The organism is Brevundimonas sp. D3-1P (assembly GCF_055809335.1).
This window is the reverse complement of record NZ_CM147908.1, coordinates 1353760-1380279: the sequence shown is the minus strand read 5'-3', so window position 1 is coordinate 1380279 and position 26520 is coordinate 1353760. Positions and strand designations below refer to the sequence as shown.

The window sequence follows — 26520 nt, the reverse complement described above, 5'->3', positions numbered from 1 at the left end:
TTCGGACCTCACAGAAGGGCGTCGATGTCGAGGACGGCCGGGACGTTCAGAGCCAGCTCGTTGAAGGCGTCGGCGGCGGCATCGACTTGGTCGTCATGCTTGGCGGACGGGAACGAGCAGAGTTCGTCGATGAAGGGCTCGATCCATGCATCCTTGGCCGGGTCGCCCGTCGCCAGGATGTAGACGTTACCGGCCTCAGCCTGGGTGGCCAGCGCCGTCGCCCTGGTGATCTTGGAGCCCGTCGGCTGCTCGAACTTGACCGGATAGCCCTTGAGCTTGTTCACCAGCGTCAGGACGTAGCCCTTACCGGCGGCGCCAGGATCCTGGGGCAGCCTGACCGTCACCTCTTGCGTGTCGGCGACCGCCGTCAGCCGGAGGTTGGCCTCGAACTGCGCCGGGCTCCACTGCCCGACCTTGGCGTCGGTGAAGTAGTAGGTCGCCTCTTCGCCGGTCCCGACCTGCGTGCAGCGAACCCCGGCGCTGGGGTCGCCTCCGCCTTCCGTGGCGCCCACGTCCCAGGCGCGAACGGTTCGCTTCGCTCCGGCGGGCAGGATCGACGCGGTCTTGAACCATTCCCGCTGGAAGATTCCGCCGTCGCGCGGGGAAGGGCGCTGCTGGTACTGACCGGCGTAGGCGTAGGAGCCGAGGCCTTTCTTCAGGTCGTCCACCACCTTGCGGGGGAAGCGGACAGGGTCTAGCAGTTCGCCATCTTCGGTGCGGGGGTCGGCCCAGCCAATCGATGTGGTGCAGCGACGCTGGGGTTCGAACTCCATCGGCAGCATCAGCAGGACGAAGCCGAGGCCCAACTTCATCAGGGCGCCGGTGACGTCCTGTTCATGGAGCCGCTGCATCACCACGACTATGGCATCGCGCTCCTGATCGTTCAGGCGGTTGAGGGAGCCTTCACGGAACTGACGGACAGTGCTGGCCCGTTCGGTGTCGCTCTCGGCTGTCTTGGTCGAGTGCGGGTCATCGATGATGAGGCGGTTGCCGCGTTTCGAGGTCAGCGACCCGAACGCCGTGCCCTCGCGCGTCCCGGTGTCCTGGTTGGCGAAGCTCATTTCGCCGGTACGGACGAGGACGACCTCGGGCCACAGCGACCGATACCACTCCGACAGGGTCAGGTCCCGGTGCTTCCGGGTGTCCCGCTTCACGCTGTCTTCGGCGAACGAGGTGGTGAGGTAGCGCATCGAGCGCAGGCCCCGTGGTCCCCATTCCCAGGCGGGCCACAGCACCGAGACGATCATCGACTTTGACGAACCGGGCGGGATGTTGACCGCCAAGCGATTGATTCGGCCGTCGGTCACGGCTTCGAGGTGAAGGCAGAGCGCGTCGAGGTGCCAGTTCCAGACCAGCGGCGTGTTCGGCTCCAGGACGCGCCAGGCCTCACGGACGAACCCGGCTAGGCTCTCGCAGCGCTCGCGGATGGCGAAGAAGTCGCGCTCCAGACGACGGCGCTCGGCTTCCCGGCCTTCCTCTGCCTCCCGATGCCTGACCAACTCGGCCCGGCGCTCCAGAAGGGCGAGAGCTTCAATCTTCTGGGGTAGGGGGAGCCGGCTCAGAGCCTCCGGCGAGAGCGGCGAGGCGAGCGTCAATCTCGGCCTCCGTCATGTTCGCGAACTGGACCGGACCGCCGTCGGGGCCGGTGTGTTTCAGGGTGGACGCGTCCCCGTAGACCTTGCGGTTCCACTTCCCGATCAGCCGAAGCCGGGTGTCGATGCGGATGCGCTTGTCGGCTGGGTCGCCTTGGCCATCCGCGATGTCGAGGCACTCGTCGGCCATGTAGTGGGTGCCGTCGACCTTGGCGCGTGCGGAAAGCGCCGAAAACGCCGGGTTCTCGCCTTCCCACTTCCTGACCGTCGAATAGGCCGGCATGTCATCGTCGAGACAAATCTTCGCCAGCGGCACGCCCATGGCCAGGCGGCGGCAGATTTCCTCAGCCAGGGCGTCGTTGAAGATGGTGGGGCGGGCCATTCGGGCTCCTAATCCACAGTTATGCGGAACTGTCCGCTGCCATCATCAACCAGCGTTCTCGAATCGTCCGACTATGACTGATCACAAAACCGAGGTAGCCGTGTACGAACTGAAAGACATCAACGACCTCATCCGCATCGCGAACGCCGGCGGCGGCTGGGAGATGGAGGCGGGTCTAAAATCGACGAACGACCTGATCCGATTGGCCAATGCAACTGGCGGGAAAGGGCGTCTGGTCCTGAGCGGGATGGCTATGCGCCCGACCGAGGATTTGATCCGCATCGCAAATGCCGGACAAGGGTCGGTATTCTTCAAGCCCTGAGCCTGAGCCAACCCTTGCCGCAGCGCCGGTATGGACGGGTTTCGGGCACGAAAAAGGGCTCCCGGCGGTGTGCTGGGAGCCACTTGGGGCGAAAAGCCCTATTTGCGCTCTGTCACGCAGTTACCGTTCCGTGTCAAGCGATCAGCCCGGAATGTCCTCGGCGCCCGGCAGGTCGGGAGCGATGCGCTGTCGATACTCGTCTATCCCCAGAAACGCCTGATGAGCCACCTCGGGATCAACCTTGTAGCCAAACACCAGCGTCTGCCAGTCGATGAACACCATGGCGATCTGCTGCCATTCAGGCATTTCACGACGCGCCACATAAGCGGCGCCGCCGGTCATGGTGAACCCTTGCGTCCAATCGGGCGTGTCAGCGTCCACGAGGGGGCCTACTCGAACCTGCCCTTTCGTCGGGTTGTCGTCCTCATGGTCAAAGTTCGGGGTCCAGGCGATCATCGCCTCAGATGCTTTCATGTCGATCACTCCAATCCGTAGGTGATAGCGCACGCGTCCAGCGCGAAGATCAAGTCCTCACGAATCCGCGCCTTCACCGATCCACTGGTGGTCATGTCGCCGAGGTTCGCTCCCTTTCCCGCGATCTCGACCAGCGCGTGGATCGCCCGCATCGCCGGGTGTCCGACCGGCAGACGAGGCATCGCCCTCCGCTCGGTCTCCGTCGGCGCATCGACGCCGCAGATCATGAGGTGGATGCCGAAGACGCGTTCCTCGATTTCCCGGCGCTTGTGGTCCCAGCCGTCGCCGCCTCTGACGACATTCAGCTTCTCCGGGTCCAGCTGGGGCGGGGTCAGCATCTTCTCCGGGTCGATCCGCTCATAGTCGGCGCGGTAGAGCAGGCCGGCGGCGTGCTGGGTCCGGCTGATTGAGTTGGCCGTCAGGAGGGTTTCGAGGCCGTCGCGGGCGATGCGCGGTGCGCCGACAGCGCCCTCGACGGTCGACTTTTCGATGACGATGCCGCGCAGGGCTTCGAGGCCCCGGCGCTCTTCCAGGGCGTCGCCGACACTATCCGCCAGCACCTTGGCGCCCAACTCGGAGTCCAGCAGTTCCAGAGCGCGGTGACCGGCACGGCGTGTCTCCAAGCTCTCGCTGGCCAGATCGTCCTGGGCCTTGGCGAAGCGATAGGCCTGGCCCTGTGTCAGCCGGACACCGCGGATCGTCACCGGCGCCGCATTGTCGTTCACCGCTGGGGGGTGGTTGTCGTTGGCCCCGATCATGCGGGGCTGGGATGGCTTGGCGTAGCGGCCCTTGCGGAGGCGCGATCTACTTTTTGAGAGCTTGCTCATGACTGTTTCCCCTATGTGCCGTGGCGGGCGGTAAACCCGTACTGATCATTGGCCGCTGACCTAGCGATCGCCGCTTCATCGACTGTCGCGAAGTAACCGAGACTGATGAGCTTGCCGTCGACGCTGATCATCGCTCGCCACTTGCAGTGGCGTTTGCTCCAGTAGACGCCGTTCACGCCGCTCGTGTTGTTCGCCTGCCGGCTCTTGTTCCGCAGATTTTGGCCGTGCGAGACCTCGCGGAGGTTTATCCAGCGATTGTCGCTGGTCACGCCGTTGATGTGGTCGATCTCGCCTTCGGGCCAATGTCCTGTTTGCATCAGCCAGATTATGCGGTGGGCCTTGCACCTGAGACCCAGCACCGTGCCGAATGGATACCCTCCACCTTCAACTGCCGTGAGCGCCTCCTTGCCTGCAAACCGCGTATTCCAACGCTGGCATTCTTGGTCGGATGCACAGTGCTCGCGACCACGCTCGCGCCAGAACAAAAGGCCGGTGTCGGCCTCGTAGCGAAGCAGATCTCGCGCCTGCTCGGCCGAAATGTGGTGCCTTGCGTTGGTCCGATTTCTCATGCCGCCGCTCCTTCTGCGAACAGGTCAGGCTTGGGGGTGTCGTTGGCTGGGGTCGGGCTGAACCCGAACTCAGCGAGGATGGCTTGCGGGACGCGGCAGCCGGGGGCACCGGGGCGGGGGCCGGCGTCATCCGTCGGCCAGAAGCGGTTCTGTCGGAACTCTCGGAGCCAGCGCCGCCAGCGGTCGGCTTCCGGCTGGGCTTGGGCTGTCCGGGCCGTCAGGGCAGCAACGGAGGTCTTCGGAGCCTTAGCGATGTCGCCCCTGCACCATTTCCGCCAGGCCGCTGGCCAATCGGCGTAGCGATGATCCTTGGCGATGCACTGGTCCCGGAAGTACGTGGCAAAGCGGCGGACGTCGAAGTTCGCCCCGGCTTCTCGGGCCTCGGTCTGCATGGCCTCGATCAGTTCCTCAGTCGGGAAGTCATCCGGCAGGGCGACCTTGGGCTTGCGTCTGCCCCCTTGGGGGGTAGGGGGGTTCTTCTCCTCTCCTCCTTCATCCTCCATCTGCGAGGACTTTCTTGTACCGGTACGCGACTGCTCTCCGACCGGTTTGGCATCGGTTGCAGACAAGCCCACATATTCCCCAATCTTTTCAGTGATGGGGTGGATGGCGTTCGGCTTTTGCGGGCGCTGGAACTTGCGGAAATCGCGGATCGCTCCGAACCGCTTTCCGTCAACTTCGTAGGGTTGGACGAGGTCCACGCCCTCGAGTTCGTTCAGCAGCGCGGCCGCGTCGGCGCCATCGCCGGGCAGTAGGCGCATCTTCAGCTGAAGCGGCTTCCACTCGAACAGGCCCTGGTCGTCGGCATCCGTCCAAAGGCCGATGTAGAGAATGCGAGCGAGCGGGCTGCACGAGACCCAAGCCTCATCCGTGAACAGGCTGGGGTGGACGGAACGGATTCTAGCCACGGTCGGCCTCGCGATTGATGGACACGACGGCGGGGAGAACCGGATCAGCGCAAATGCTGCCCTCCGGGTGGATCGCCAGATAGGTCAGGAAGCCGCCCGCCTTCAGTGCATGTAGCTCCGCGACGGCTTCCTCCTCGGAGCACATCCCGATCTCAGCCAAGCGGGACACGAAGGTCAGGCAAGGCACGTATTCGTCAGTTCCGGGGTAGTCGGTCGTGTCGGCTACGATCGCCGCCAGGAGCAGCTTCCCGAGCCGGGAGCGAGTGGGCGCTCGAAGCGCATAAGAGACAGCTTCCACCGGCATCAGCGGCTCTCCTTGTTGGTGATAAGGTCGATCTCGGCCCGATAGTCCTGGGGCTCGCTGCCCTCGGATCCGTGGCGGTTTTTGGCGATGATCACGTCCATGCGCGTGCGCAGGCCGGCGACCTCCATTTCCCATTCAAGATGGGCGTCGGTGTGTGCCTTCGGCTCAGCCTTCTGGAGGTAGTAGACCTCGCGGAAGGGGAAGAGGACGGCGTCGGCGTCCTGCTCGATGGAGCCGGATTCGCGAAGATCAGACAGCATCGGCCGCTTGTCGTCCCGGCTCTCGACGGAGCGGTTCAACTGGCTGAGCAGGATGATCGCGATTTTGGCTTCACGAGCCAGGGTCTTCAGGGCGCCGGTCATTTCAGCGATGGCGCTGGCCTCGTTGCGCCCGGCGAGGGCGGGGCGGCGCATCAGCTGGAGATAGTCGATGCCGATGGCCGCCAGATCGCCGCGGCGTTTCATGGCCCAGACGGCGCGGCTGACATCCTCGACGGACACGCCGGCGCGGTCGCGGAGCCAGAGGTTCTTGGGAATGGATTGTTTTGCGCGGTGAAGGGCTTGCAGGTCGAAGCTCGTCAACGGCTGGACCTTGGCGATGTCGGAGAAGCTGACTGGCTGGTCTTCCTCGACCGTCAGGCGCGACAGGGCGCGGTCGTTCAGCTGGTCGGTGTCCATTTCCAGCGAGAAGCCGGCGAAGAGCTTGCCCGGGTTCCGGAGGGCGGCGCCGTAGAGCACGTTGCCCAGCAGCGCCGTCTTGCCCATCCCGGGGCGCCCAGCCATGACGATGACCGAACCGGGCAGCAGGCCGCCGAGGCGCTTGTCGATCGACGACAGGCCGGTCTGTACGCCCTTGGGCTTGCCGGTGGCGACTTCCAGCTCCAGCCGGTCCATGCGGGCTTGGGCTGCGTCCCACGCGTTGACGAACAGAGCGTCTTCGGGGGCGGCTCCGCGCTCAGCCTCTTCAAGCTCAGCACGCGCCTTGGCGACAGCCGTATAGCCGCTGTGCTCCGGGTCACGGGCTGACGTCAGCGTCTCCGTCGCCATCTTGATCAGGCGGCGCCGCACAGCTGTGTCGGCGATCTGCTCGGCATAGGCGCGAATGGTGTTCGCGGGCGGGGCGGCGTCCCAGAGGCGACGCAGATAGGGCAGGCCGCCGAAGTGTTCAAAGGCAGGATCCGGCGCCAGATCGTTCTGGATCGTGGCGGGCTCAGCCAGCTTGCCGGCGGTGATCAGCCGACCGACCAGGGCGTAGATGCGCTGATGGTAAGGCTCAGAGAAATCCTCTGGCGTGACAAGGTCATGGACCTGCCTGTGCGCCTCGTTGCTGAAGAGCAGGATGCCCAGCAGCGCCTGTTCAGCCTCTAGGTTCAGAGGAAGGTTCGAACCCTCATCCTGGTCGCGCGGGTCCATCATGCCGCCTTCTCCGTGAAGAGAGGGCCGCAGCGGATGGTCTCAGCGCGGGCTACAGCAGCTTCGGCATGGCGAATGAGCAGCGCGGCCGCTTGCGGGTAGCGCTTGGCCCGAGCCTTGGCTTCTCGACGCAGGGTGTCGGCGTAGAACAGTTCGAACGCTACGAGGTCGCGCCTATTCATCGCGGCCCCCATCGTTGGCGGCCTTGGTCAGGCTGGCGAACGCCTGCTCAGCGGCGGCGCGCCGGATCGGCCCGGTGTAGATCGAGACATGGGCGAAGCGACCGAAAGTGGAGGCGGCGCCCTCGGCGTCCAGACGCGCGCACAGGGCGTCCTTCACGGCCGAGAGCACGCCCTCGCAATGCAGGACCAGATCGGCGTCGCTGATGCCTGCGATGGCGACGGCTGTGGCCATGCGCGCATCAGCCCTCACCTTGGCGTCACGCGCCTTCTGAGCGGCGGTGCGGCGGTCCTTGTCGATCTGGGTCAGGACGCGGTCGGAGAAGTCGCGGCGTTGGGGGCGAGACATCAGGCTGCCCACCGACGGTTTGCGCGCTCAAGGTTCTCCTTAGGCTTCGGCTGGGTGATGTCGCGGGCGAAGGCGCGCTGGGCGTGGTCGAGGCAATAAGAGCACTTCTCGATGCCCTGGTAGATTGGCGCCCCACAGGCCAGCTGGTCGGCCGCGCGGTCAGGCGTTCCAACGGGCCAGGCGCATTGACCGAAGCTGCGACCGATCATCGGGACCGAGTTGTCGTTCGCCGCGTCGATCGTCCGCTTGATGATCAGGCGGCCGGCGGCGGCTTTCTCGGCGCGCTGTTCGGCGGTGCTGTCGGTCTTGGACTTGGACAGGTCGAAGGGTTGGGGAGCGGCGGCCTTCGGCGGCTTTGGCGGCTTTGGCGGGCGAGGCTCGCGAACGGGCTTCACCTTCGCGGTCTTGGCAACGGCGCCGGGCTTTGCGTTCGTCTTCCGGCCTTCGCTCAAGCCGTGTCGGTGAACCATGCCGATCACCATGTTTCGGGTCCAAGTCGGACCCATCAGCCGGGCGATGTTGCTTGCCGACTTGTTCTCCAGCCACAGGCGTTTGACGTGCTCGACAGTCTCGGGCGTGTGGAGCGCATTGCCGCGCCGACGGTCCCCCAGGCCGAAACTCTTGCGGATGCTGCGGACGCTGGTCTCGGATATGCCGAGCCGGTCGCCGATCTGGGTGCCGCTCAGGCCGGCTTCCCACAGGCGGGTAAACTCGGCGCGGCTGACTTTGGCGAAGATGTTCATGCTGCGGCTCGGAGTTGGATGGGGTTGATCATGACGTCGACGCCGGGCGTCTCGGCGAAGGTCTTCTCGGCGACGAGGCGGACGACCAGGGCGTCATCGCGGAAGGCGACCTTGTTGCAGCCGTCGAGGATGGCCTTCACGACGTTGTCGAGGTCAGGCAGCTTCGTCGGCAGGATGGAGCCCGCGAGCTTCGCGGCGCGCTTCTTGCCGCTGTCGGAGGCTGCTGGCGTCATTCGAACCGTGACGATCATTGCCAGCGGCTCGTCGAAGGGCTGTCGCGAGCCCAGGGCCTGCGAAGCCGCCAGCTTTACAAGGTTCTCGTAGCTGGCGGTTTTGCTGTCGGTGAACATGCGGGCATGTCCGCCGATGGTGGTGGCGCGGGGCCGGCCCTTACCGCGAGGGTCGCCCGGAATGGTGAAGGCCAGCCCCGACATCAGGCCGCTTCCTGCGATTGGTCGCCATCGTCGTTGGCGGCGTTGACGGCATCCTCGATGTCGATCTGGTCGTCATCGTCCTCGGCACCCTCGCGCGCGGCGTCGGCGGTCGCCTTGGCCTGCTCCAGACGCGTTTGGAAGGCGCGGCGCACGGTCCCCTGACCTTCTTCGTGGCCTTCGCCATAGGATTGAGCGCAATCGAACGGGCAGTCTTCGGGCGGTTGGTTGGCCCAGCCGATGCCGGCGATGCCATGTTTGACGCCCAGCTGGCGCCACTTGAGCTGGATGCGAACCGGATCGGGCGTCGCGTCGGTGCCGTACAGTTCCAGCTGAGTTCCGACCGGCTGGGCCATGGCCTGGGCGTAGTGGTCGGAGGCTTCGCGGTCGGCCTTGTATTCCTCGGGAGTCCATTCGAGCTTGCGGACCTCGTCATCCAGCTTCCCGAGGATGTGGCCCTTGGCTTTCAGACCTTTGCGGAAGGCGCTGATCTGGTCGTTCAGCGCTTTGCGCTTCAGGTTCCACTGGACCTGGTCGTGCGCGGCCATGCGGATTTCGTCATGGCTTGGCAGGCCGTTGGTGTCCTGCGGTTCGTTCGGGATGCTCCCGACCGTGCCCTGGATGGGCTCGTACGCGTCGTTGTCGTTGGCCATCTGGCCCTCCATCAAGACCGCTCAACGGGGCGGTCTGTCCCGTTGGTCAGCGCTCTCGCGGGTGCGAGGCGAAGGTGTTGAGGGCGAGTTCGGCCCGAAGTTGAGCGGTGCGGGCACGGAAGACAGCGACCTCGGCCGCTGCCTGGGCCCGGGTGTCGCCACGGACCTTGGCGGCGCGGTAGGCGTCCTTGGCGTCAGAGACCGCTTGCAAGGCGGCGATGGCGCGGCGCTCGCGGAATGGGCGCGTCACAGCCTGGAAGGCGACGTGGGCGAGATAGAGGGCATCGCCGAACATCAGGCAGCCCTCCGGTCATCGGTGGCGTTCTCGGCGGCCCGGCGCACGGCGCGGACCCGCTCAAGCGCTTCCTCGGCATCTCGTTCGGCGCGGGCGATAGCGTCCAGATCGTTGGGGGACAGCCGGTCGTCAGCCAAGGCCTCACGAACGGCAGTGACTACGTCCATGCTTTCCTGGGCGAGGTCGAAGGCCAGTTCCTTGAGACAGCCCGTGACCTTCGTCGGGAACATCCGGCGTTCAGCGATGGCGCCGGAATAGACCGGGCCCTGACCCGCGTATTCCTCCAGCGCGTCCATGACGTCGGCCGGCATGGTCGAGGGGTCGGCGGCATTCTGATAGCCAGACAAGGCAGACTTGCGGACGCGGCAGGCCGTCGCCGCCTCTTCCAGCCCGCCGCAATGGTCGATCAGCTCGCGGGCGAGCCGGGCGTGTTCACGATGGCTGAGCTTGTTCATGTGCTGCGGATGTTCCGGGCGGGTTTCCAGATGACCGAGACGGCCGGTCAGGCGACGGATGGGCTTGGCTGTTCGGGAGAAGGCGATTGGGCTTCAGAATTCGCGGCGTGAGGATGTGGCTGGGCGACACCGATGCTCGCGAGGACACGGACTGTTGGCCTCTGCGTGAGATCGTAAGCCTGTGCGGCCTGACGCTCGGCGGCGAGGACGCCCCGGATGATGGGGCGGTGCGCCGCCATTCCCTCAGCAAGAAGCGCCAGCAAGGCCAGCGCGTCAGACTGGCGACCGTCGGTGGCCAGCCTCTGGATCTCGATCACGGTCCCATAGGCGGCGTCGGCAACGACCAGGGTTTCGACGACCAGAGGGAGGCGGGCCGGTGAGGGAGACACGTCAGGCCGCCTTCTCGGTGGCGGTGTCGTCGTTGGCGGCGCCTGGCACCGCGGGCATCGGCTCGGGGAAGAAGTCGTCCGGCCTGATGGTTACACCCATCGTCGGGCCGACGCGCATGATGCGGCGCATCTGGTCATGAGAGAGCGAGTTCGATTTCTTCCGCCCGGCGATGGTCGGCTGCGACACGCCTGCGGCTTCAGCCAGACGGGTCTGGTTTCCGAAGCGTCGGGTGAGATGGTCGATGACGTTGATATCGGGCATGAGGCGATAATATCGGATGATCCGATAATCGCAATCCCCGATTTACCGGGCGCGCATCGATATTCTCTGAGGCAGAAAATGGGGATGGCCGATTCCCTGACCCTCTCTGCCAAGCTGAAGAAGTCCCGCAAGGAAGTCGGGATGACCCAGGCCCAGCTGGGCGAACGCCTGGGCGTAGGGCAATCGACCGTCAGCGACTTGGAAAATGGCGGGCTGAAGAGCTGGCACGTCCATCGGGACGCGCTGGCCAAAATCTTCGGCAAGCCGCGCAGCTATTTTGAACCGGGGGAGGGTGAAACCTCCGAAGAGCCGGTCGAGATCGACGCAAACGCCGATGCGCCCGATTCTGTCGCGGTCCCTGAATACGATGTGAGGCTGTCCGCAGGAGGCGGCTTCGCGGTGGATCGAGAAACGACCCGTAGATACTGGACGCTGCCGCGCTTCTTAGTTGTGGACCGTCTCGGCGTGGCGCCGGCGCAGGCCACCGTTCAGGAGGTCATTGGCGACTCCATGGAGCCGACGCTTTCCAGTGGCGACTATGTCCTGATCGATCTATCCGACCAACGCCTAGGCCTGCCCGGAATCTTTGCGGTCTGGGACGGCGACGCCTTGGTCTGCAAGCGCTTGGAGCGCGTGCCCGGAAGCGAGCCAAGCGAAGTCCGGCTGAAGTCGGACAACCCGCTGCACGGCGAATATCGCGTGCCGGAAGATCGTGTGCGCATCATCGGCCGCGTTCGGTGGGTCACCCGAAGGATGTAATCGTATGGCCGGCCGGCTCGGTCTAGGTGACTGAGAGGTTGTTGCGGCGGCCTCGACGGAAGCCGCCGCTCACCCTGTTTTAGGCCGCTTTGCGGACGTTGGAGTTGTTCACCAGTTCAACCGTCTCGCGCGCGCGATCGACCAGGCGAAGCGTCAGATAGACATCGCCCTCAAGGCCATTGAGGATTGAACGGGGAACAGTCGCGGTGCTGCCAGTCCAGCGCGCGGGCATCGGCTCAAATTCGATGCCGTGGAAACCATTCTGCAGATCGTCATGATCGGCGCGAAGGATGTTCGTCTGGAACCCATCGGTTGCCTCGATGGCCAAAACCTTGACGCCAAGCTCCCGGCTATCGCGCACCCTCGGATCTAGAAGCGCCGGGATGAAGGTTCTAGCAGCGATGGCGATTTCAGATGCGTCTGCCGCGATGACGAATCGGACTGCCTCGCCCTTGTCCAGGCCAGTCACTCGATTGCCATCGACCATCAGGCATGGAGCTTCAGTAACGGCCTGACGTTGCCATCCCAGGGACAGGGCGCGCTCGTGTAGACGCTCTTTGATAGCCTCGACCAATGCACCTTCCGAAAGCCGTGGGAACGAGCCTTGCACATCCGACGGATCCAAAATGGTGTCGGATTGGTCGAGTTGAGCAATCTCGAAAGAGCCCCGATTTCCGACGTCGAGATAGCTTTCGCACGATAGGCCTTCAGCCTTGATCATGGCGTGACCCTCGACTTCGACATGCCAGTAGTCGATCCACTCAGGTGCCTCGGCCATGACAGTTGTGCCGTTCACCAGGACGCCGGCTGGCACCAAGACTGGGCCGAGAAGATCGAACCCAATCCCATGCCCGGGCGATACGACCAGATCGCGCGATGGAACAGCTTCGGCAATGGCGTTCGCCGAAATGCGAACAGGCGCCACGCTTGCTTCCCAAGGCGTATCAGCGCAGCGCAGGCGCATTGAGCCGGTCCACACGACTTTCGAGGTTCCTGCCGATGTCATCAGCTCATCGCCAACGGACAATAGCTCGATCGCGATTGGGCCGTTTGCCGTTTCGATCAGAGTGCCGGCAGCAAAGCAAACAGGCGTCGGCGTGGTGTAGGGGTTGTTGGTGTTGAAGTTTACGCTTCCGGCCGGAGCCGTGCCGCTGTTTGAGACAAGCAGGGCGGGGGACGTGGTCGTGAAACTCGAGCCACCGAAGGTTTCAGTCTTTGTGATGCCTAGCACCACGCTCTGTCCGTCGGTGGATGGCCCCATGATCTGGTAGTTCACGCCGCCGAAGGAGACGATGCCCTTCACGGAATCGATGATGGTGAAGACACCACCTTCCGCCTTTGCAGTGAACCCGGCGACCTGCCCAGAATAGATGATGTCATCGTTGACGCCGCTCGCGTTCGAGCTGGCCGCACCGATCCCATAGACGTAGTTTGCGGGGAAGGTCTTACCCGCCAAGGCTTCAGCGATCTTCGCGTAAGCGGGTATCGCTTGCGTGGAAATGTCTTCGTTCATTCGGCTCCCCGGAGTTGTCTTGGCCAATCGCATCACGCGAGGCTGTCGGGTGTCCTAACACAGCGCTGACGCAAGTCTAGGCGATGTCGTTGTTCTGGATGTTGAAACTGTGGGCGCGCTCGCCGCTCCCCGCCTGACGAGCCGAATATCGGGCGATATCGGAATATCCGATTGACAGTATCGGAGAGTCCGATAATATCACTCCATCGAAACGGAGTGACCCATGTCTATCCATCCCGCCAACCTCGACCGATCCGCCGCGCTTGAAACCGCGCGCTCGCTGATCGGTCGCGCCTACGTCTCGTCGCCGGTCCAGGCTGACTGCTTCAACGGCTGGTCCTTCATCGCCCAATGCTTCGGCGGCCGGGCTCCGTCGTTCGTGCCGGGCTGGGGTCCGCGTGATCGCTGGATGGCCATGGGCCAGTTCTTCAACCGAGGCATGAGGCTGACCACCCTCGCTACAGCTAAGCCCGGCGACGTGCTGGTCTTCGACATGGGCCGTGATGGCTTCCATGCCGGCGTCGTGTCCGAGACGGGCGGCGCCGAACCCAAGATGATCTCCTGCCAGTTCGGCAAGGCGGTCTCGCAATGCTGGGTCGGCCGGTTCTGGACGGATCGTTTGGTGGGCGTCTTCACCTATGTGATCCCGGCCGAGAACGACAACGCTCTCATCGAGGCTGCGGCCTGATGCGCCCGATCTCCGCAATCCTTCCCGGCGTCTTGGCGAACATCGCCGCCGCCGCCAATGTGGACCTGTCCTTGGTCCAACCCTCCCGCGTCCCTCTGTTCAAGGTCGAGGGGCCCAAGGTTCTGGACCGCCGCACCCGTCGCTGGATGACGGTCGATCAGGCGACCCAAGAACTTCTGCGCATGGCCGGTGAAATGGCCGTCGCGAAAGACCCTGGCCTGATCCTGCCGGTCGTCACCGAACTGACCTGGGCGATCCGCGACGCGCGGGAAAGCGAGAACGATCCGCTTCCTCCGGCGAGCATGGCGAGGGCGGCTTGATGGGAACTCCGATCACATTCCACGTTCCTGAGTTCTCGGACGTGCAGGTCGCATTCGGGGCAGACCACAGCGTCTACCTCACCCGCGAGCAGATGGGCGATGACTTTTACGGTGATCGCAACGAGTTCACCCGTCACGCCTCGGCCCTGTTCTTCCGTGGAGGCCAGGTCTTGCCCGCTGGACGCCGTTGGCGGTCTGACATCGACCGAGTGAAGGCGACCCGAGCCATCAAGGCGCTGCTCTGTTCGTTCGATCCCAAGCACGAGATCAAGATCGGAACGGTCGGATTTGCGTTGTCGCAATGGACCGAAGCCGGGGAGGCACCGGAAGCGCCCCGAACCGCCCATCAGGCCCAACGCAAGAAGCCGCGAAAGCCGAAGGGTAAGGGCCGCGCATTCGGACGGGCCGCATGATGGCCCTCCGTCACCCCATCACCGGCGCCTTATCCAATCCTGAATGGGATCGGGTCAGGGACCGCTGGAACGAGCGGTACTGCGCCGATGTGCTGGCCAAGGCGCGGCCCGCTCCCGCGCCCCGCCGCTACCTCGTCAACCTGATCCGCGCCTCGGCCGTCTTGCTGGTCGGCTGCGTCGTCCTCGGCGGCCTCTGGCTGCTGTGACGGCCTTTCAAATCCTCGCCGTGGCCGTGGGCCTGCTGGCGATCTTCTCCATCCCATTGAGGCGCAAGCCATGACCATCACCTATCACCCCGACGTCGTTCAAGGCTCCGATGAGTGGGTCTCGCTTCGCTGTGGTCGGCTGACGGCCTCCGAAATGAAGCTGATCCTGACGCCGACGCTGAAGGTTGCGTCGAACGATAAAGAGCGGGCGCACCTCTACACCCTGCTCGCCCAGCGCATGGCCGGTTATACGGAGATAGGCTTCCTCGGCGACGACATGCTCAGGGGCTATGAGGATGAAATCGACGCCAAGGCCGCCTACGCCGCGAACTATGCGCCGGTCGATGACTGCGGGTTCATCACGAATGACGACCTGGGCTTCACCATCGGATATTCGCCCGATGGCCTGGTCGGAGACGACGGCCTGATCGAGGTCAAGTCTCGCAAGCATAAGTTACAAATCGAGACAATCCTAGAGAACGTCGCGCACGGGACGGCGCCCTCTGACTTCGTGATCCAGATTCAGACCGGCCTGTGGGTCACGAAGCGGAAGTGGCTCGACTTCATCAGCTACAGCGCCGGCCTGCCGATGGCGACCGTCCGCATCTATCCCGACCCGGTTGTTCAGAAGGCCATTGTTGAGGCGGCGACCGCCTTTGAGGCCCGCATCAGCGAGAAGATGACCCAGCTTACCGGCGTCCTCCAGATGCCCGGCCTCCGCCTCCTCCGAACTGAACGCCGCGTCGATCAGGAGCTTGCCGCGTGACCAACCTTCTCCCCACCATCGCCCCGAAAAGCGATCAACTGAACGCTGACGACCTGATCGGCCGCTCGCTCACCGTCACGGTGACGAAGGTATCTCTCAGCGGCGACGCTGATCAGCCTATCGCCATCCACTACGAGGGCGACGACGGCAAACCGTACAAGCCCTGCAAGTCCATGCGGCGGGTCATGGTCCACGTGTGGGGGGCGGATGGCGCGAAGTTCGTCGGCAAGCGCATGACGCTCTACCGGGACGACTCCGTGCGGTTCGGCAATGCGCCGGTCGGCGGCATCCGCATCTCTCACATGTCGGGCATCGACCGCGAGGTGACGATGGCCCTGACGGCCACACGGGCCGCCCGAAAGCCCTACACAGTGAGCCCGCTTAAGGTGGAGCGCGGCGAGCCGGTCGAGAGCGTCGATCTTCTCTCCGTCTTGACTGAGGGACGCGCCGCCGCAGCGCGCGGTTCGGCCGCCTTGACCGCTTGGTGGTCTCGCTTGGACCGCGACGAGAAAGCCGCCGCAAAGCCGACCTTGGACGCCGAACTGAAGCCCGCAGCCGCGAAGGCGGATCAGGCGGCGCTCAATGAAGACACAGATTTCGAAGCGGAGCCCCCTCCCGCTTCGGAACAGCCCTCATCGGATGGGACTAGAGGCCCGCGTACCGATGAGGGCGACGATTTCCCTGGTGATGCCCCTCCGTTGACCAGGGAAGAGACGGCCGAACCCGCTGAGGCAGATCAAGCCAGCGAAGGGACGGGTTCGGCCGTCGATGTCGCTGATGGGGTTGATCGGTTCATTGCCGATCTGGCGTTCAAGTCCCTCGCCGAGCTGAAGACCGTCGAGGCCAGCAACAACTACAAGGCCCGCATCGCCCTGCTGAAGACCACGGCGCCGGAACAGGCCGAACGGGTCGAGAAGGCCATGCGGGATGCACTGGAGAGCTTCGGATGAAGACCCCCGATCTCTCCGAAGCCCTGTTCCGCCGTCGCATGGCGATGACCCAGGCCGACGCGCTGATACGTCAGGCAGAGGCAAACATCGTCACTCTGTTGACCGCCGACAAGAACCCGGACCTTCGCGGCTTCGGCGACCTGATCCGGGGCCAGTCGGTCACGCTGATGAGTGCCGCTGACCACATCCTCCGTCAGCAGGTGGTGGAGTCATGAAGCCCGATAAATCGATCATGCCCCAGCGCGCCCGTGTCGTCGTCCCGCCGCGCCCGAAGTTCACGGCGAAGCGGCGCCTCGCAATCTTCATGGCCCACGGCGGCCGGTGCGGCATCTGCGGGCTGAAGATCCACGGCGACGCCTATGACATCGAGCACCGCATAGCGCGGGCCATTAGCGCCAACGATGCGGACGACAACCTCTATCCCGCTCACCGGGGCTGTCACGCGACCAAGACGCCTCAGGACCGCAAGGACATCGCCAAGGCCCAGAGACTGGCCGGTGAGACTTGTACGGGCGAACCCGCCCGAAAGCTCAAGGGCCGGGGCTTCGGCTCCGTCTCTCGCGGCTTCGACGGCAAGATCAAGCTGACGAAGAAGGCCGCTCGGACCCAGGCTGCGAACGATGGCCCCGCCTCTTCCTCCAACAGGGAGGTCGGACAGTGAGCGACTACGGCGATATGTGCCGCGAAATCCGCGAGGCCCGCCGCGACGCGAGAGCCAAGCATGGCGTCCCTTGCCCGATCTGTGTGGAGAAGCTGCCCAAAGCGCAGCCATCCATCCTGCTGCCCGAACAGCGGTGCCGCATCCACGGCTACCGCGACCCCCGCCAGCGCACGCGCGACACCGAATATCTGTCTCGCGCCTCCAACAGGGAGGGCTAGAGGATGGGCGCCACCTATCAAGACCTGATCGCCGCGAAGAGGATTGCCTTCGTGCCGCGCGGCCTGGCGAATGTGCCGACGCTTAACCCGGCCATGAACCCGCACCAGGCGCACGTCGTGGACTTCGCGCTACGGGCTGGCTGCTCCGCGATGTTTCTGGACACGGGCCTCGGAAAGACGCTCTGCGCGCTGGAATGGGGCAGAGTGGTAGTCGAGTTCTCCAACCAACCCGTCCTGATGCTGGCACCGCTGGCTGTGGCTGCGCAGCACGAGCGCGAGGCCATCAAGTTCGGGATCGACGCCAAGGCGATCCGCGAGCCGTCAGAGATTACTGGCCCGCGCGTCTACATCACCAACTACGAGCGCCTCACCAAGTTCGATCTGTCGGTCTTCGCTGGCGTCGTGCTGGACGAAAGCTCCATCCTCAAGAGCTTCAACGGCAAGACGACTCGAGCGCTGATCGACTGCTTCGCGAAGACGCCGTTCCGTTTGGCCTGCACCGCGACGCCGGCGCCGAACGATCATGCGGAACTGGGGCAACACAGCGAGTTCCTGGGCGCCATGTCGCAAAGCCAGATGCTGACCCGCTGGTTCCTGCACGACAGCGCCGACACCGGCAACTGGCGAATGAAAGGCCATGCCGTGGAGGACTTCTGGAATTGGGTCGCCTCATGGGCGCGCTGCGTGTCCCGGCCCTCAGACCTAGGTTTCTCGGATGAAGGCTTCGTACTGCCGAAGCTGAACCTGCATCGCCATCTGGTCGCGGCGGATCGCTCCGTAGACACCGGCGCGGAGAAGGATGGCCAGGCCCGCCTGTTCCGCATGCCGGACACGTCCGCGACCGCGATCCACCGTGAGAAGCGTATGACGATCGAGGCGCGCGCGGATCTGATCGCCGAGAAGGTCGCCAGCGAAACGGGCGAGCCTTGGGTGATCTGGTGCGACACAGATTATGAGGCCGACGCCCTGACGGCGCGCATGCCGCATGCCGTCGAGGTTCGTGGGTCTATGACGCCGGACCAGAAGGAAGAGCGCCTGACAGCGTTTTCCGATGGCTCCGAGCGCATCATCATCACCAAGCCTTCGGTCGCCGGCTTTGGCCTGAACTGGCAGCACTGCGCCCGCATGGCTTTCGTCGGCCTCAGCTTCTCCTACGAGAGCTTCTACCAGGCCGTCCGCCGCTGCCATCGCTTCGGTCAGACCCGTTCCGTCAATGTCCATGTCGCCTGCGCCGACACCGAGGAAGCGATCTGGAACGTGGTGAGCCGAAAGGCCGGCGACCACGAGGGCATGAAGCGGGAGATGACCGCCGCCATGCGTCGCGCCGCCCTGATCGTCCACGAGCAGGCGCCCTACGCCCCCTCTGTTCCCCTCAATCTCCCATCATGGATCGCCGCATGACTGACGTGCTCGACACTGCCCAGGGCGAACGCTTCTACGCCGTCAATGCGGACTGCGTGGAGTTCGCCGCCAGCTTGCCGGACGCCTCGATCGGCTTCTCGGTCTACAGCCCGCCGTTCGCCAACCTGTTTGTCTATTCGGACAGCGAGCGCGACATGGGCAACGTCGCCGACGAGGCCGAGTTCGCAGCACTCTACGCCCATCTGGTTCGCGAGAAGCTTCGCATCACCAAGCCGGGCCGGCTGACTGCCGTCCATTGCTCCGACCTGCCCCGCACGAAGGGCAAGCATGGGACCGTCGGCCTCTATGATTTCCCGTCTGACATTCGCGCGGTCCATGAAGAGGCGGGCTGGACCTATCACAGCCGCATCACGGTCTGGAAAGACCCCGTCGTAGAGATGCAGCGGACGAAGGCCCTTGGCCTGCTCTACAAGCAGATCCAGACCGACAGCACCCGCAACCGCCAGGGCATGCCGGATTATGTGCTGGTATTCCGCAAGACGCCGGACGACGAGAGCCAGTCCGATAAGGTCGGGCAAGACCGCGAACTGTTCCCTGTCTCGATGTGGCAGCAGTGGGCGTCGCCGGTCTGGATGGACATCGACCAGACCAACGTCCTGAACGTGAAGGTCGCTCGCGAGGACAAGGACGAGCGCCACCTCTGCCCGCTGCAGCTCGACCTGATCGAGCGGTGCATCCGGCTCTGGACCAACCCCGGCGACACCGTGTTCTCGCCGTTCATGGGCATAGGGTCCGAAGGCTGGGCTGCGCTCAAGGCCGGCCGCCGCTTCACCGGGTCCGAGTTGAAGCCCGCCTATTTCCGCCAAGCCGTGAAGAACCTTTCGCAGATGGAGGCCGAAAGTAGCGCGCCCAATCTGCTCGCCCTCGCAGGAGCCGCCTGATGTCTGACCAGACCATCACATCGCTGATCGAGAAGCTGGAAGGGGCTGACCACAATGATGCGTGGGTCTTTGCCCGTGACGTGCATCTCGCCCTTTTTGGAGGATCGCTAGGCAAGGCGGCGAGGTGCCCGAAATACACCACCAGTCTAGACGCCGCTCTGGCGCTGGCCGCTCGCGTTCTTCCTCGTTGGGGCTGGGACATCGGTTATCCGGCGCGCCTTGGTGAGCATGGCGGTCGCCCTTGGGCTGATTGCTGGCCTCCGGTCGAGGATGGCGAAGTCGCTCCTTTCCGACTTGGCGGCCCGCGTCCGACGCCTCGTCACGTCAACGCAGCAACACCGGCTTTGGCTGTGGTCGCATCCTTGCTCCGCGCCCAATCGGAGGCCCGCGTCTGATGGGGGAGAAGCAGGGACATACGCCGGGGCTTCGCTATCGCTGGATTTCTGGCGGGGCGGCGTCTGCGGTCGCGGTCAAACTCGACCTCGCTCAATACGGGCCTGATGCTGGGCCGCTGATCTACATCGACACAGGTTCGGAGCACCCGGACACTGAGCGCTTCCTTGATGATTTGGAAGGCTGGTTTGGCGTCGCCATTCAGCGGGTGTTCTCGGCCCGCTATGCCGACACCTGGGCCGTGTGGGAGGGCGAGAGGTTTTTGCGCGGGCCTATGGGGGCCGCCTGCACAAAGATACTGAAGCGGCACGTCCGCGAAGGGCTGAAAATCCCGGCGTCAGCCCCTCAAATCTGGGGTTACACGGCTGAAGAGGGCAAGCGCGCAGAGACTTTCAGGAAGCACCATTTCGGCGAAGTCACCTGCGTGTTCCCGCTGATCGACCAACAGGTGAGCAAGGCTGATTGCTACGCGCTCATAACACGCGCCGGTATCAAACTGCCCGCGCCATACCTGCTGGGCTTCGACAACAACAACTGCCTGCCGTGCGTGAAGGCCGAGGGGGCGCGCTACTGGAACCGCATCCGCCGTCACTTCCCTGACCTGTTCAATCGGATGGCCGGTCTAGAGCGAGACCTGGGCTACGCCCTCGTTCGCATCAACAAAGTCGGCGTCTTCCTCGACGAACTGGACCCGGAAGCTGGCGCTGACGACGACACCCCCGAGCCGATCTCATGCGGGATCACCTGCTTCATCGCTGAGCAAAACATGGGAGAGGCGGCATGACCCTGACCGACTTCGCCTGGATCGTCTGCTCTGCAATCTTCTCCGCTGTCGCCGGGCTATTCATTGGCTCTGGGCTGGCCACCATCCGTGGGCCCGCCATTTCCCGCGCCACCGGAGAAGACAGCCCCGCAAACAGCAAAACACAGGATTCACGCGCATGACCGCGACCCAAGCCCCCACACCCGGCCCGCTGAGCGGGGATGACGTGAAGCTGCTCGTGAAGGGCGATTTGCTGCGCGTGCTTAAGGTCGGCCCTGGCATGGACGACAGCAACCTTTGCGTCGGTCAAATCGTCACGGTCCGGTCCCTCGACTTCGAAGGCGACCCGATCCTTGAGCATGAAAGCCCTAGCGAGACGCTGGGCTGGAGCAACACCCATTATGCCTTCATCGGCCGCCCTGACGCTGACAGCTGGGTCAAATGCCGGTTTGCCTCTGTGCCTGACTACCTTCGTGGCATCCAAGTCGAGGCCAAAACCTACAACGACCTGATCCGCAAGCCCCAGAAGGCTGAGAATGTCGCGTGGCCCAATATGATCGCCTTCCGCCTCGCCCCCACCGCTCCGGTCGAAGCGAGCGGGTCGGAGCTTCACCCAGCGACTGCCGATCTGGTTGACCGATTTGCCGCCGAACTGAAGTCGAAGCTGGCAAAGGCCGAGGCGAAATATGGCTATGCGGCGGATTGGCTGAATACCGACTGGCAAGACGAACTGAACGAAAGCCTAGCCGAGCACATTCAGAAAGGCGATCCGCGTGACGTTGCCGCTTATTGCGCCTTCGCGTGGCATCACGGCTGGTCGACCTCCGACGCGCTCGGGCATTTTGCGCCCAAACTCCACTTCCAATCGAGCCGGGAACGGATTGCGAAGTGCATTCGACGCGCTGTCGGTGACGCCTGGATCGGTGAGTGTCAGGCTGAGGTGGCGGCCGATGCGGTGCTGAACCTCCGCCCCCAACCGAGCGGAGAGACGCGGTGACTTGGTATCATGGCGCTCGCGGAGAAAAGACTATGTCGGATTTCGTCGCGGAGATTCCTCATCGCGTTCAGATGGAAGCTAACAGTGGGTGCTGGCTTTGGGAGGGGCAGAACTGCCGAGGCGGTTACGGCTCCGCCAAGATCAACGGGCGGAAAACCCTAGCCCATCGCCTGTCTTACATCGCGCACAACGGGCCTCTTCGCGACGACGAGCACGTTTTGCATTCCTGCGACACACCAGCCTGCATCAATCCAGATCATTTGCGTCCTGGAAGCAGAGGCGAGAACCAACAGGAAGCGCGGGAACGCGGGCGGTTCTCTGGTGAGGTGCGCCGCTACAGGCGGCTTAGCGAAACTGAGAACGAAGCAATCGTCGCTTTCGCCAAATCGGTCAGCGTCCGCGCCGCAGCGCGCAAGTTCGACATCGATCCAGCGACCGTCAGAAGGAAAATCAAAAATGCAAAATGACCTACGAGAGGCGCTAGACCGGCTGAAGATGGCGGCCCACGTCTATGAAGACGACGAAATGGCCGCCGACTGCGCGACACTGGAAGCCCTCCTATCCGCCCGCCCCCTCGCCTTGGGAGGCCAGCAGGGGGAGGATGCCGCGTGGTCTTGGCTCAATCAGCACGTTGAATGCGATCCGGCTGACAGGGACTATTCCGCTGACGAAATGGTCGATGCCTTCATGGCCGGCAATGGACGCTACGACCGCTTGGTGAAGGCGCTTGAGCGTATTGCTGGTGAGCATCAGTACCGCTCTGGCTACTGCCAAACCGACATCACCGTAGAGCCTGCTCTGACCGCCGAAGAGGCTCAAACAGTCGCGCGTGACGCCCTTTCCACCACCCCCGCCCGAGCCGAGGCCCAGGACGAAGGGGCGGCGGGGGAGCCTGTGGCGTGGCTGGTCCAGCGCGAAGGGAAGCGAGATCGTCTCGTCAACGCTCGCCAATACAACCCGACGAAGCCGGACTACTGGATCAGTACGGAGGCGATGGCCGAGCACAAGATCACCCCCCTCTACGCCCACCCATCCCCGACCCCCGCCGCCGATGCCGACAGGGTGCGGATCGCGGTGGAGGCGTTCAATGCCAAGATAAATGCGCCCCTCACCGGCCCGACGCATGGCGCGTGGGACCGAGGCCGCATTGCTGGCCTGAAAGAAGCCCTCGCCGCCCTGAAATCGACCGCCGCGAAGGAAGGGGGAGCGGCATGACGGACTTCACAAACGCGCAGCGCGAAATGATTCTCGCAAGCGACCCCGACGACCTGACTGGTGAGGAAGGGTGCGGCGTCGAGCTTTTTAACGGCGCGCATTACGCTACCGCCAAGAACCTTGAGCGGCGTGGATATGGTCACGTCCAAGGTCCGGGAGGCCCGCTTCCCGGCATGTATTGGAATAACTCGACCGGCCTGATCGCACGTCAAGACATTCTTGATGGTGACGCATGACCGACTCTAACGCGAACACGTCGGGGCTGGGAGACGTGGGTCTGAGCGAAACGTATCGCTTCGCCTACGAGAGCATCCGAAATGGCGCGCCCGGCCTGTCTGACGCGACCTGTGCGGCAATCGCGAGGTCGATCAACATGAAGGTGTCGCTCGCTGCCAACGACCGCGCCACCGCAGCCGAAGCCCGAGCGGATAGGCTGGCGAAGGCGTTGAAAGAAACCCGAAATCGAGTTCGGGAGTGGCCGATTGACGATCACGAAACGTGCATGTGCGGGTCTCCTGTCGCCTCGCACGGCATGGGCGATGGTCATTCGCCCGTCTCTCAGGGCGACCACGCCATTAGCATGATTGTCGAGGCCATAAATGAAGCCCTACAGCAGGAGACGCAGAAGTGAGTGATCCTGACGACTGCTTCGATTACGAGCCGAACGGCATTCCATGCCCGCGCTGCCATGGCGATGGAACGGTTGACTGCCACTGCGGTGGCGACCTGTGCGTCTGCGATAACTATGGCGAGCGCGATTGCCCGACCTGCCACGGCGAGGGTGAAGTTTCTGAAGAGCGTGAAGCCAAATACTTCGAAAATCAGCGCGCAGTTTTTGAAGCGATGCGGCGCGTTTTCAAGGACACGCCCCAATGACCCAGACCCCCACCGATGCGCTGCGCCTGGTGCCTGTGGAGCCGACGCGCGAACAGCAACTCGCCATGCAAAGCGCGCTCCTGAAAAACTACCCTGATGTCTTTGAGGGGGAGGCCTATGTGAACGGGAATATGTTGGGCGCGATCTATTCAGCAGCCCTAGCAGCCGCCCCCGCATCGCCGCTGCCGTTGCCGACAGAAAGCGACCCGATCCTGTCATCAACCGATCTTGCTGATAGTGGAGCATCGCCGCTGCCGGAAGGGGGCGGGTGGCGAACTGACTTTGAGAACGTGCCGAAAGACGGTTCCGTTTTCCTAATCGCCTATGACGACGAGGCCGCTCGCAAGGGTCGCCTGTATGACAACAGCGAGCGGGTTTACGAAGCGCGCTGGAACGAAGTGGGGGAAACGTGGTCAGCCCGAAACGGCTTCATCCGGCATCCCGCCGCGACCCACTGGATGCCGCTCCCCGCCGCCCCTACAGGTGACGCCCGCAATGGGAAGGGGGAGGGATGAGCGCCGTCGTCCTTATCTGCGCGACCCTGCTGATGTCCGATGGCGACAGCGGCCGTTGCGTCACGGCTGACGGCGAACGCCACCGCGTCCGCCTGGCCGGGATCGACGCCGGAGAAGTCGCACCGTTCACCCGCTGCCGCCAGCGGCCGGATGTCTGGGCCTGCTCGCCTGTCGCCCGCTCTTCGGGGCCGTCTTCGTCGGCCCGAGCCCGTCAGCTTGCCGTCCACGGCGCCCGCTGCACCATCACCAGTTCAGACCGTTATGGCCGGAACGTCGCCGTCCGCATGGCAGGCGGACGCGACATCGGCGCAACGCTCGTTCGCGAGGGGCTGGCCATCAGCGAGACCAACTTTGGCGATTCATACCGTCGCGAAGAGAACGCAGCCAGGAGAGAGCGAAGGGGGGTGTGGAGATGACGACGCAACGAACCTCCGTGAGCAAGATGGTGCGGTCGCTTCAGAAGTGCGGCCTGACCGTCACGGGCGTCGAGGTGGCGCCCGATGGGACTGTGAAGGTCTTGACCCAGGCCGCCAACGAGAGCGCAGATGACGAACTGGAACGGGCGAGGGAGCGCAGACGTGCGCGCAAGGCTGGTCGGACTGCACAAGGCGACGAAGCGGCTTAGCGACGGCCGTGTGGCCGTTTATGCCTATGCCTACCGTGGCGGCGACCTTATCGCCCGCGCCGCTGGCCGCGACTTGGCCGAAGCGAACCGGGCGCTGGAGGTGCTTCTCGGCAAGCGCGAGACCCTTGACCGCCTGGAGTCCGCGCGCCGTCCGGTGCGGGCGTCGGAGAGCAAGGCCTACATCAGGGGCCTGATCTCAGCGTTCAAGATGTCCCCGGAATGGGCGAAGCTGGGAGACACCAGCAAGGCCGAATACACCCGCTACCTGAACGCCTTTGACAACGAGTTTGGGGACTGGAAGGTCTCGCTATTCACTCGGCCGGAGACAAAGATCGACCTAATCGAGTGGCGCGACGAATGGGCTGATCGTCCTCGCGCCGCAGACTACGCGATGCAGACTGTCGGACGCCTGTTCAAATGGGCGCGGGGGCGGGGGCTGACCGATGCTCGACCCACCGATGATGTCGAACGGCTGCATGAGGTCGATCGGTCGGACATCATCTGGACCGAGGACGACATCGCCGCCCTGACGAAGGAGGCCACCACGGAAGTCGGATGGGCCGTCCGCTTGGCGGCTGAGACAGGTCTGCGCATGGGCGACCTGCTGGAACTTCCTAGGTCCGTCGTGACTGCGCACGCCATCATCTGGAAGACCAGTAAGCGAGGGCGGCAGGTCGTCGTCCCGCTGACGCCGGCGGCGAAGGCGCTGATCAAGCAGTTGCCGAAGCGCGCTCTCACGATCCTGACGAACAGTCGGGGCGACGCATGGACGCGGGACGGGTTCAAGACCATGTTCGCCAAGGCGAAGACAGCGGCCGGGATCACAGGGCTTCGCTTCCACGACCTGCGAGGAACAGCCGCCACGCGCCTGTTCCTGGCGGGCTCACCCAAGCGCGACATCGCCACTATCATGGGCTGGTCGGAGGCGGCCGTGGACGCCCTTCTGACGAAATATGTGTCCGGCGATGCGGTCGCCCTTGACCTCCTATCGCGAATGAACCAGAAACGCGCCTCGCAAACCGGCGACAAACCGGGTCTGGGGAATAACGACTAAGTAGTTGTTTTGAAAGTGTGCGTCCTTAGCTCAGTTGGTTAGAGCATCTGACTTTTAATCAGAGGGTCCTCGGTTCGAGCCCGAGAGGACGTACCATCTCGAGCCCGCTTCGGCGGGCTTCTTGCTGTCCGGGACGATACGCGGCCTTTGGCGCCCGTCGAAGGGCATGGTCTAAGGATCGGATGAGAACCGTTGTTTGCGTGATGTTGGCGATCGGCGGCCTGGCGGGTGGTCTGGCCGGGTGCAACGCCGGGCGTTCGGCCGTGGGCGGGGCCGAACAGGTCGGTGCGGGGTTCGCGGCGGCGGCGACTGCGCCGCTGGAGGATTTCAACCTGCGCCGCCAGATCATTCCGACCGTCCTGCTTCAGGCCGAGGCCAATCCCTACGACCTGCGCAACCTGAACCGGTGCTCCACCATCGGCGCAGAGGTCGCCCGGCTGGACGAGGCCCTGGGACCGGACACCGACGAGCCGCCGCGCCAGGACGGCCCCTATCTCAGCGAGCGCGCGGCCGATGCGGCGGCCAAGGCGACGCTGGACGCCATACGCGACACCGCCACGGACTTCATCCCCGGCCGCAGCTGGATTCGCCGCCTGAGCGGGGCCGACCAGCATTCCAAGCACGTCCAGTCCGCCATCCAGGCCGGCCGGATTCGCCGCGCCTTCCTGAAGGGCATGGGGATGCAGCGAAACTGTACGCCTCCGGCGGCCCCCAGCTGGTTCCGGCCGCACCGATAGGC

The 26520-nt window shown here is 64.1% G+C and carries 44 protein-coding genes and 1 tRNA gene; 28 read left to right on the top strand and 17 right to left on the bottom strand.

From position 1 onward, the window contains the following. Positions 1 to 8: 8 nt before the first annotated feature. Both terL and AC0L6G_RS07100 read right to left on the bottom strand, forming a co-directional pair. Entirely contained in the window at positions 9 to 1595 is a 1587-nt protein-coding gene (terL, locus tag AC0L6G_RS07105; RefSeq protein WP_473253076.1) for a phage terminase large subunit, read from the bottom strand. Beyond that, complete coding sequence (locus tag AC0L6G_RS07100; protein ID WP_473253075.1) at positions 1531 to 1974, bottom strand: terminase small subunit-like protein; 444 nt, start codon at positions 1972 to 1974, stop codon at positions 1531 to 1533. The genes terL and AC0L6G_RS07100 overlap by 65 nt, the downstream gene beginning before the upstream one ends. Before the next feature lie 73 nt (positions 1975 to 2047). Between AC0L6G_RS07100 and AC0L6G_RS07095 the strand changes: the two genes are divergently transcribed. After that, entirely contained in the window at positions 2048 to 2296 is a 249-nt protein-coding gene (locus AC0L6G_RS07095) for a hypothetical protein (RefSeq protein WP_473253074.1), read from the top strand. A gap of 141 nt (positions 2297 to 2437) precedes the next feature. Here AC0L6G_RS07095 and AC0L6G_RS07090 read toward each other — a convergent pair whose 3' ends face one another. The 13 genes from AC0L6G_RS07090 to AC0L6G_RS07030 all read right to left on the bottom strand — a co-directional run bounded on the left by AC0L6G_RS07090 (position 2438) and on the right by AC0L6G_RS07030 (position 9895). Further along, positions 2438 to 2770, bottom strand: coding sequence for a hypothetical protein (locus AC0L6G_RS07090; RefSeq protein ID WP_473253073.1), 333 nt, complete (start codon positions 2768 to 2770; stop codon positions 2438 to 2440). Between the two features lie 5 nt (positions 2771 to 2775). Continuing rightward, positions 2776 to 3528, bottom strand: coding sequence for a hypothetical protein (locus tag AC0L6G_RS07085; RefSeq protein WP_473253072.1), 753 nt, complete (start codon positions 3526 to 3528; stop codon positions 2776 to 2778). An 80-nt stretch (positions 3529 to 3608) separates the two neighbouring features. Beyond that, on the bottom strand, positions 3609 to 4166 hold the full coding sequence (locus tag AC0L6G_RS07080) for an HNH endonuclease signature motif containing protein (protein WP_473253071.1): 558 nt from the start codon (positions 4164 to 4166) through the stop codon (positions 3609 to 3611). Further along, positions 4163 to 5074, bottom strand: coding sequence for a hypothetical protein (locus AC0L6G_RS07075; RefSeq protein ID WP_473253070.1), 912 nt, complete (start codon positions 5072 to 5074; stop codon positions 4163 to 4165). Before AC0L6G_RS07075 ends, AC0L6G_RS07080 begins: the two co-directional genes overlap by 4 nt. Then, entirely contained in the window at positions 5067 to 5378 is a 312-nt protein-coding gene (locus AC0L6G_RS07070; RefSeq protein ID WP_473253069.1) for a hypothetical protein, read from the bottom strand. The genes AC0L6G_RS07075 and AC0L6G_RS07070 overlap by 8 nt, the downstream gene beginning before the upstream one ends. Then, positions 5378 to 6793: a DnaB-like helicase C-terminal domain-containing protein gene (locus AC0L6G_RS07065; RefSeq protein WP_473253068.1), complete on the bottom strand. Its 1416-nt coding sequence runs from the start codon at positions 6791 to 6793 to the stop codon at positions 5378 to 5380. Before AC0L6G_RS07065 ends, AC0L6G_RS07070 begins: the two co-directional genes overlap by 1 nt. Further along, the gene (locus AC0L6G_RS07060) at positions 6790 to 6972 is read right to left on the bottom strand and encodes a hypothetical protein (RefSeq protein ID WP_473253067.1); all 183 of its coding nucleotides are present in this window, start codon (positions 6970 to 6972) and stop codon (positions 6790 to 6792) included. The genes AC0L6G_RS07065 and AC0L6G_RS07060 overlap by 4 nt, the downstream gene beginning before the upstream one ends. After that, on the bottom strand, positions 6965 to 7318 hold the full coding sequence (locus tag AC0L6G_RS07055) for a hypothetical protein (protein WP_473253066.1): 354 nt from the start codon (positions 7316 to 7318) through the stop codon (positions 6965 to 6967). The genes AC0L6G_RS07060 and AC0L6G_RS07055 overlap by 8 nt, the downstream gene beginning before the upstream one ends. After that, entirely contained in the window at positions 7318 to 8061 is a 744-nt protein-coding gene (locus AC0L6G_RS07050; RefSeq protein WP_473253065.1) for a GcrA family cell cycle regulator, read from the bottom strand. Before AC0L6G_RS07050 ends, AC0L6G_RS07055 begins: the two co-directional genes overlap by 1 nt. Then, positions 8058 to 8495, bottom strand: coding sequence for a RusA family crossover junction endodeoxyribonuclease (locus tag AC0L6G_RS07045; protein ID WP_473253064.1), 438 nt, complete (start codon positions 8493 to 8495; stop codon positions 8058 to 8060). The genes AC0L6G_RS07050 and AC0L6G_RS07045 overlap by 4 nt, the downstream gene beginning before the upstream one ends. Then, positions 8495 to 9145: a hypothetical protein gene (locus AC0L6G_RS07040; protein WP_473253063.1), complete on the bottom strand. Its 651-nt coding sequence runs from the start codon at positions 9143 to 9145 to the stop codon at positions 8495 to 8497. The genes AC0L6G_RS07045 and AC0L6G_RS07040 overlap by 1 nt, the downstream gene beginning before the upstream one ends. A 46-nt stretch (positions 9146 to 9191) precedes the next feature. Then, positions 9192 to 9440, bottom strand: coding sequence for a hypothetical protein (locus tag AC0L6G_RS07035; RefSeq protein ID WP_473253062.1), 249 nt, complete (start codon positions 9438 to 9440; stop codon positions 9192 to 9194). After that, the gene (locus AC0L6G_RS07030) at positions 9440 to 9895 is read right to left on the bottom strand and encodes a hypothetical protein (protein WP_473253061.1); all 456 of its coding nucleotides are present in this window, start codon (positions 9893 to 9895) and stop codon (positions 9440 to 9442) included. Before AC0L6G_RS07030 ends, AC0L6G_RS07035 begins: the two co-directional genes overlap by 1 nt. An 86-nt stretch (positions 9896 to 9981) precedes the next feature. Here AC0L6G_RS07030 and AC0L6G_RS07025 point away from each other — a divergent pair, with 86 nt between their 5' ends. Then, positions 9982 to 10275, top strand: a complete 294-nt coding sequence (locus AC0L6G_RS07025; RefSeq protein WP_473253060.1) for a hypothetical protein — start codon at positions 9982 to 9984, stop codon at positions 10273 to 10275. Positions 10276 to 10285: 10 nt separating this feature from the next. On the opposite strand, the gene AC0L6G_RS07020 is transcribed toward AC0L6G_RS07025, so the two are convergent. Continuing rightward, positions 10286 to 10546: a hypothetical protein gene (locus AC0L6G_RS07020; protein WP_473253059.1), complete on the bottom strand. Its 261-nt coding sequence runs from the start codon at positions 10544 to 10546 to the stop codon at positions 10286 to 10288. 84 nt (positions 10547 to 10630) lie between these two features. Between AC0L6G_RS07020 and AC0L6G_RS07015 the strand changes: the two genes are divergently transcribed. Then, on the top strand, positions 10631 to 11305 hold the full coding sequence (locus AC0L6G_RS07015; protein WP_473253058.1) for a S24 family peptidase: 675 nt from the start codon (positions 10631 to 10633) through the stop codon (positions 11303 to 11305). Positions 11306 to 11384: 79 nt separating this feature from the next. On the opposite strand, the gene AC0L6G_RS07010 is transcribed toward AC0L6G_RS07015, so the two are convergent. Then, positions 11385 to 12818 carry a Hint domain-containing protein gene (locus AC0L6G_RS07010; RefSeq protein ID WP_473253057.1) on the bottom strand — a complete coding sequence of 478 codons (1434 nt, stop codon included), beginning with the start codon at positions 12816 to 12818 and terminating at the stop codon, positions 11385 to 11387. Positions 12819 to 13041: 223 nt separating this feature from the next. Between AC0L6G_RS07010 and AC0L6G_RS07005 the strand changes: the two genes are divergently transcribed. The 25 genes from AC0L6G_RS07005 to AC0L6G_RS06885 all read left to right on the top strand — a co-directional run bounded on the left by AC0L6G_RS07005 (position 13042) and on the right by AC0L6G_RS06885 (position 26518). Beyond that, the gene (locus AC0L6G_RS07005; RefSeq protein ID WP_473253056.1) at positions 13042 to 13506 is read left to right on the top strand and encodes a C40 family peptidase; all 465 of its coding nucleotides are present in this window, start codon (positions 13042 to 13044) and stop codon (positions 13504 to 13506) included. Next, positions 13506 to 13826 (top strand): hypothetical protein, encoded by a 321-nt coding sequence (locus AC0L6G_RS07000; protein WP_473253055.1) that lies wholly within the window; start codon positions 13506 to 13508, stop codon positions 13824 to 13826. The genes AC0L6G_RS07005 and AC0L6G_RS07000 overlap by 1 nt, the downstream gene beginning before the upstream one ends. Continuing rightward, the gene (locus AC0L6G_RS06995) at positions 13826 to 14239 is read left to right on the top strand and encodes a hypothetical protein (protein WP_473253054.1); all 414 of its coding nucleotides are present in this window, start codon (positions 13826 to 13828) and stop codon (positions 14237 to 14239) included. Before AC0L6G_RS07000 ends, AC0L6G_RS06995 begins: the two co-directional genes overlap by 1 nt. Then, positions 14236 to 14445: a hypothetical protein gene (locus tag AC0L6G_RS06990; RefSeq protein ID WP_473253053.1), complete on the top strand. Its 210-nt coding sequence runs from the start codon at positions 14236 to 14238 to the stop codon at positions 14443 to 14445. The genes AC0L6G_RS06995 and AC0L6G_RS06990 overlap by 4 nt, the downstream gene beginning before the upstream one ends. 70 nt (positions 14446 to 14515) lie before the next feature. Then, positions 14516 to 15211 carry a YqaJ viral recombinase family protein gene (locus tag AC0L6G_RS06985; RefSeq protein ID WP_473253052.1) on the top strand — a complete coding sequence of 232 codons (696 nt, stop codon included), beginning with the start codon at positions 14516 to 14518 and terminating at the stop codon, positions 15209 to 15211. Next, entirely contained in the window at positions 15208 to 16161 is a 954-nt protein-coding gene (locus AC0L6G_RS06980; protein WP_473253051.1) for a hypothetical protein, read from the top strand. Before AC0L6G_RS06985 ends, AC0L6G_RS06980 begins: the two co-directional genes overlap by 4 nt. Then, complete coding sequence (locus tag AC0L6G_RS06975) at positions 16158 to 16376, top strand: hypothetical protein (protein ID WP_473253050.1); 219 nt, start codon at positions 16158 to 16160, stop codon at positions 16374 to 16376. The genes AC0L6G_RS06980 and AC0L6G_RS06975 overlap by 4 nt, the downstream gene beginning before the upstream one ends. After that, positions 16373 to 16822, top strand: a complete 450-nt coding sequence (locus tag AC0L6G_RS06970) for an HNH endonuclease (protein ID WP_473253049.1) — start codon at positions 16373 to 16375, stop codon at positions 16820 to 16822. The genes AC0L6G_RS06975 and AC0L6G_RS06970 overlap by 4 nt, the downstream gene beginning before the upstream one ends. After that, a complete protein-coding gene (locus tag AC0L6G_RS06965; protein WP_473253048.1) occupies positions 16819 to 17040 on the top strand; it encodes a hypothetical protein in 222 nt (73 codons plus the stop codon). The genes AC0L6G_RS06970 and AC0L6G_RS06965 overlap by 4 nt, the downstream gene beginning before the upstream one ends. 3 nt (positions 17041 to 17043) lie before the next feature. Further along, entirely contained in the window at positions 17044 to 18441 is a 1398-nt protein-coding gene (locus tag AC0L6G_RS06960) for a helicase-related protein (RefSeq protein ID WP_473253047.1), read from the top strand. Next, complete coding sequence (locus AC0L6G_RS06955; RefSeq protein ID WP_473253046.1) at positions 18438 to 19343, top strand: DNA-methyltransferase; 906 nt, start codon at positions 18438 to 18440, stop codon at positions 19341 to 19343. The genes AC0L6G_RS06960 and AC0L6G_RS06955 overlap by 4 nt, the downstream gene beginning before the upstream one ends. Continuing rightward, positions 19343 to 19738: a hypothetical protein gene (locus tag AC0L6G_RS06950; RefSeq protein ID WP_473253045.1), complete on the top strand. Its 396-nt coding sequence runs from the start codon at positions 19343 to 19345 to the stop codon at positions 19736 to 19738. The genes AC0L6G_RS06955 and AC0L6G_RS06950 overlap by 1 nt, the downstream gene beginning before the upstream one ends. Next, positions 19738 to 20520, top strand: a complete 783-nt coding sequence (locus AC0L6G_RS06945; RefSeq protein WP_473253044.1) for a phosphoadenosine phosphosulfate reductase domain-containing protein — start codon at positions 19738 to 19740, stop codon at positions 20518 to 20520. The genes AC0L6G_RS06950 and AC0L6G_RS06945 overlap by 1 nt, the downstream gene beginning before the upstream one ends. Beyond that, a complete protein-coding gene (locus AC0L6G_RS06940; protein ID WP_473253043.1) occupies positions 20517 to 20681 on the top strand; it encodes a hypothetical protein in 165 nt (54 codons plus the stop codon). Before AC0L6G_RS06945 ends, AC0L6G_RS06940 begins: the two co-directional genes overlap by 4 nt. Continuing rightward, positions 20678 to 21496: a hypothetical protein gene (locus tag AC0L6G_RS06935; RefSeq protein ID WP_473253042.1), complete on the top strand. Its 819-nt coding sequence runs from the start codon at positions 20678 to 20680 to the stop codon at positions 21494 to 21496. The genes AC0L6G_RS06940 and AC0L6G_RS06935 overlap by 4 nt, the downstream gene beginning before the upstream one ends. Before the next feature lie 32 nt (positions 21497 to 21528). Next, on the top strand, positions 21529 to 21963 hold the full coding sequence (locus tag AC0L6G_RS06930; RefSeq protein WP_473253041.1) for an HNH endonuclease: 435 nt from the start codon (positions 21529 to 21531) through the stop codon (positions 21961 to 21963). Continuing rightward, entirely contained in the window at positions 21953 to 22711 is a 759-nt protein-coding gene (locus tag AC0L6G_RS06925; RefSeq protein WP_473253040.1) for a hypothetical protein, read from the top strand. Before AC0L6G_RS06930 ends, AC0L6G_RS06925 begins: the two co-directional genes overlap by 11 nt. Continuing rightward, positions 22708 to 22947, top strand: coding sequence for a hypothetical protein (locus AC0L6G_RS06920; RefSeq protein WP_292079822.1), 240 nt, complete (start codon positions 22708 to 22710; stop codon positions 22945 to 22947). The genes AC0L6G_RS06925 and AC0L6G_RS06920 overlap by 4 nt, the downstream gene beginning before the upstream one ends. Further along, on the top strand, positions 22944 to 23342 hold the full coding sequence (locus AC0L6G_RS06915) for a hypothetical protein (protein WP_473253039.1): 399 nt from the start codon (positions 22944 to 22946) through the stop codon (positions 23340 to 23342). The genes AC0L6G_RS06920 and AC0L6G_RS06915 overlap by 4 nt, the downstream gene beginning before the upstream one ends. Then, positions 23339 to 23587, top strand: a complete 249-nt coding sequence (locus tag AC0L6G_RS06910) for a hypothetical protein (RefSeq protein WP_473253038.1) — start codon at positions 23339 to 23341, stop codon at positions 23585 to 23587. The genes AC0L6G_RS06915 and AC0L6G_RS06910 overlap by 4 nt, the downstream gene beginning before the upstream one ends. Then, the gene (locus AC0L6G_RS06905) at positions 23584 to 24102 is read left to right on the top strand and encodes a DUF551 domain-containing protein (RefSeq protein ID WP_473253037.1); all 519 of its coding nucleotides are present in this window, start codon (positions 23584 to 23586) and stop codon (positions 24100 to 24102) included. Before AC0L6G_RS06910 ends, AC0L6G_RS06905 begins: the two co-directional genes overlap by 4 nt. After that, complete coding sequence (locus tag AC0L6G_RS06900; RefSeq protein WP_473253036.1) at positions 24099 to 24518, top strand: thermonuclease family protein; 420 nt, start codon at positions 24099 to 24101, stop codon at positions 24516 to 24518. Before AC0L6G_RS06905 ends, AC0L6G_RS06900 begins: the two co-directional genes overlap by 4 nt. A 129-nt stretch (positions 24519 to 24647) precedes the next feature. Next, entirely contained in the window at positions 24648 to 25781 is a 1134-nt protein-coding gene (locus AC0L6G_RS06895; protein ID WP_473253035.1) for a tyrosine-type recombinase/integrase, read from the top strand. Between the two features lie 19 nt (positions 25782 to 25800). After that, positions 25801 to 25877, top strand: a tRNA-Lys gene (locus tag AC0L6G_RS06890). A gap of 86 nt (positions 25878 to 25963) precedes the next feature. Beyond that, positions 25964 to 26518, top strand: a complete 555-nt coding sequence (locus AC0L6G_RS06885; protein WP_293828510.1) for a hypothetical protein — start codon at positions 25964 to 25966, stop codon at positions 26516 to 26518. The last annotated feature ends 2 nt before the right edge of the window (positions 26519 to 26520 follow it).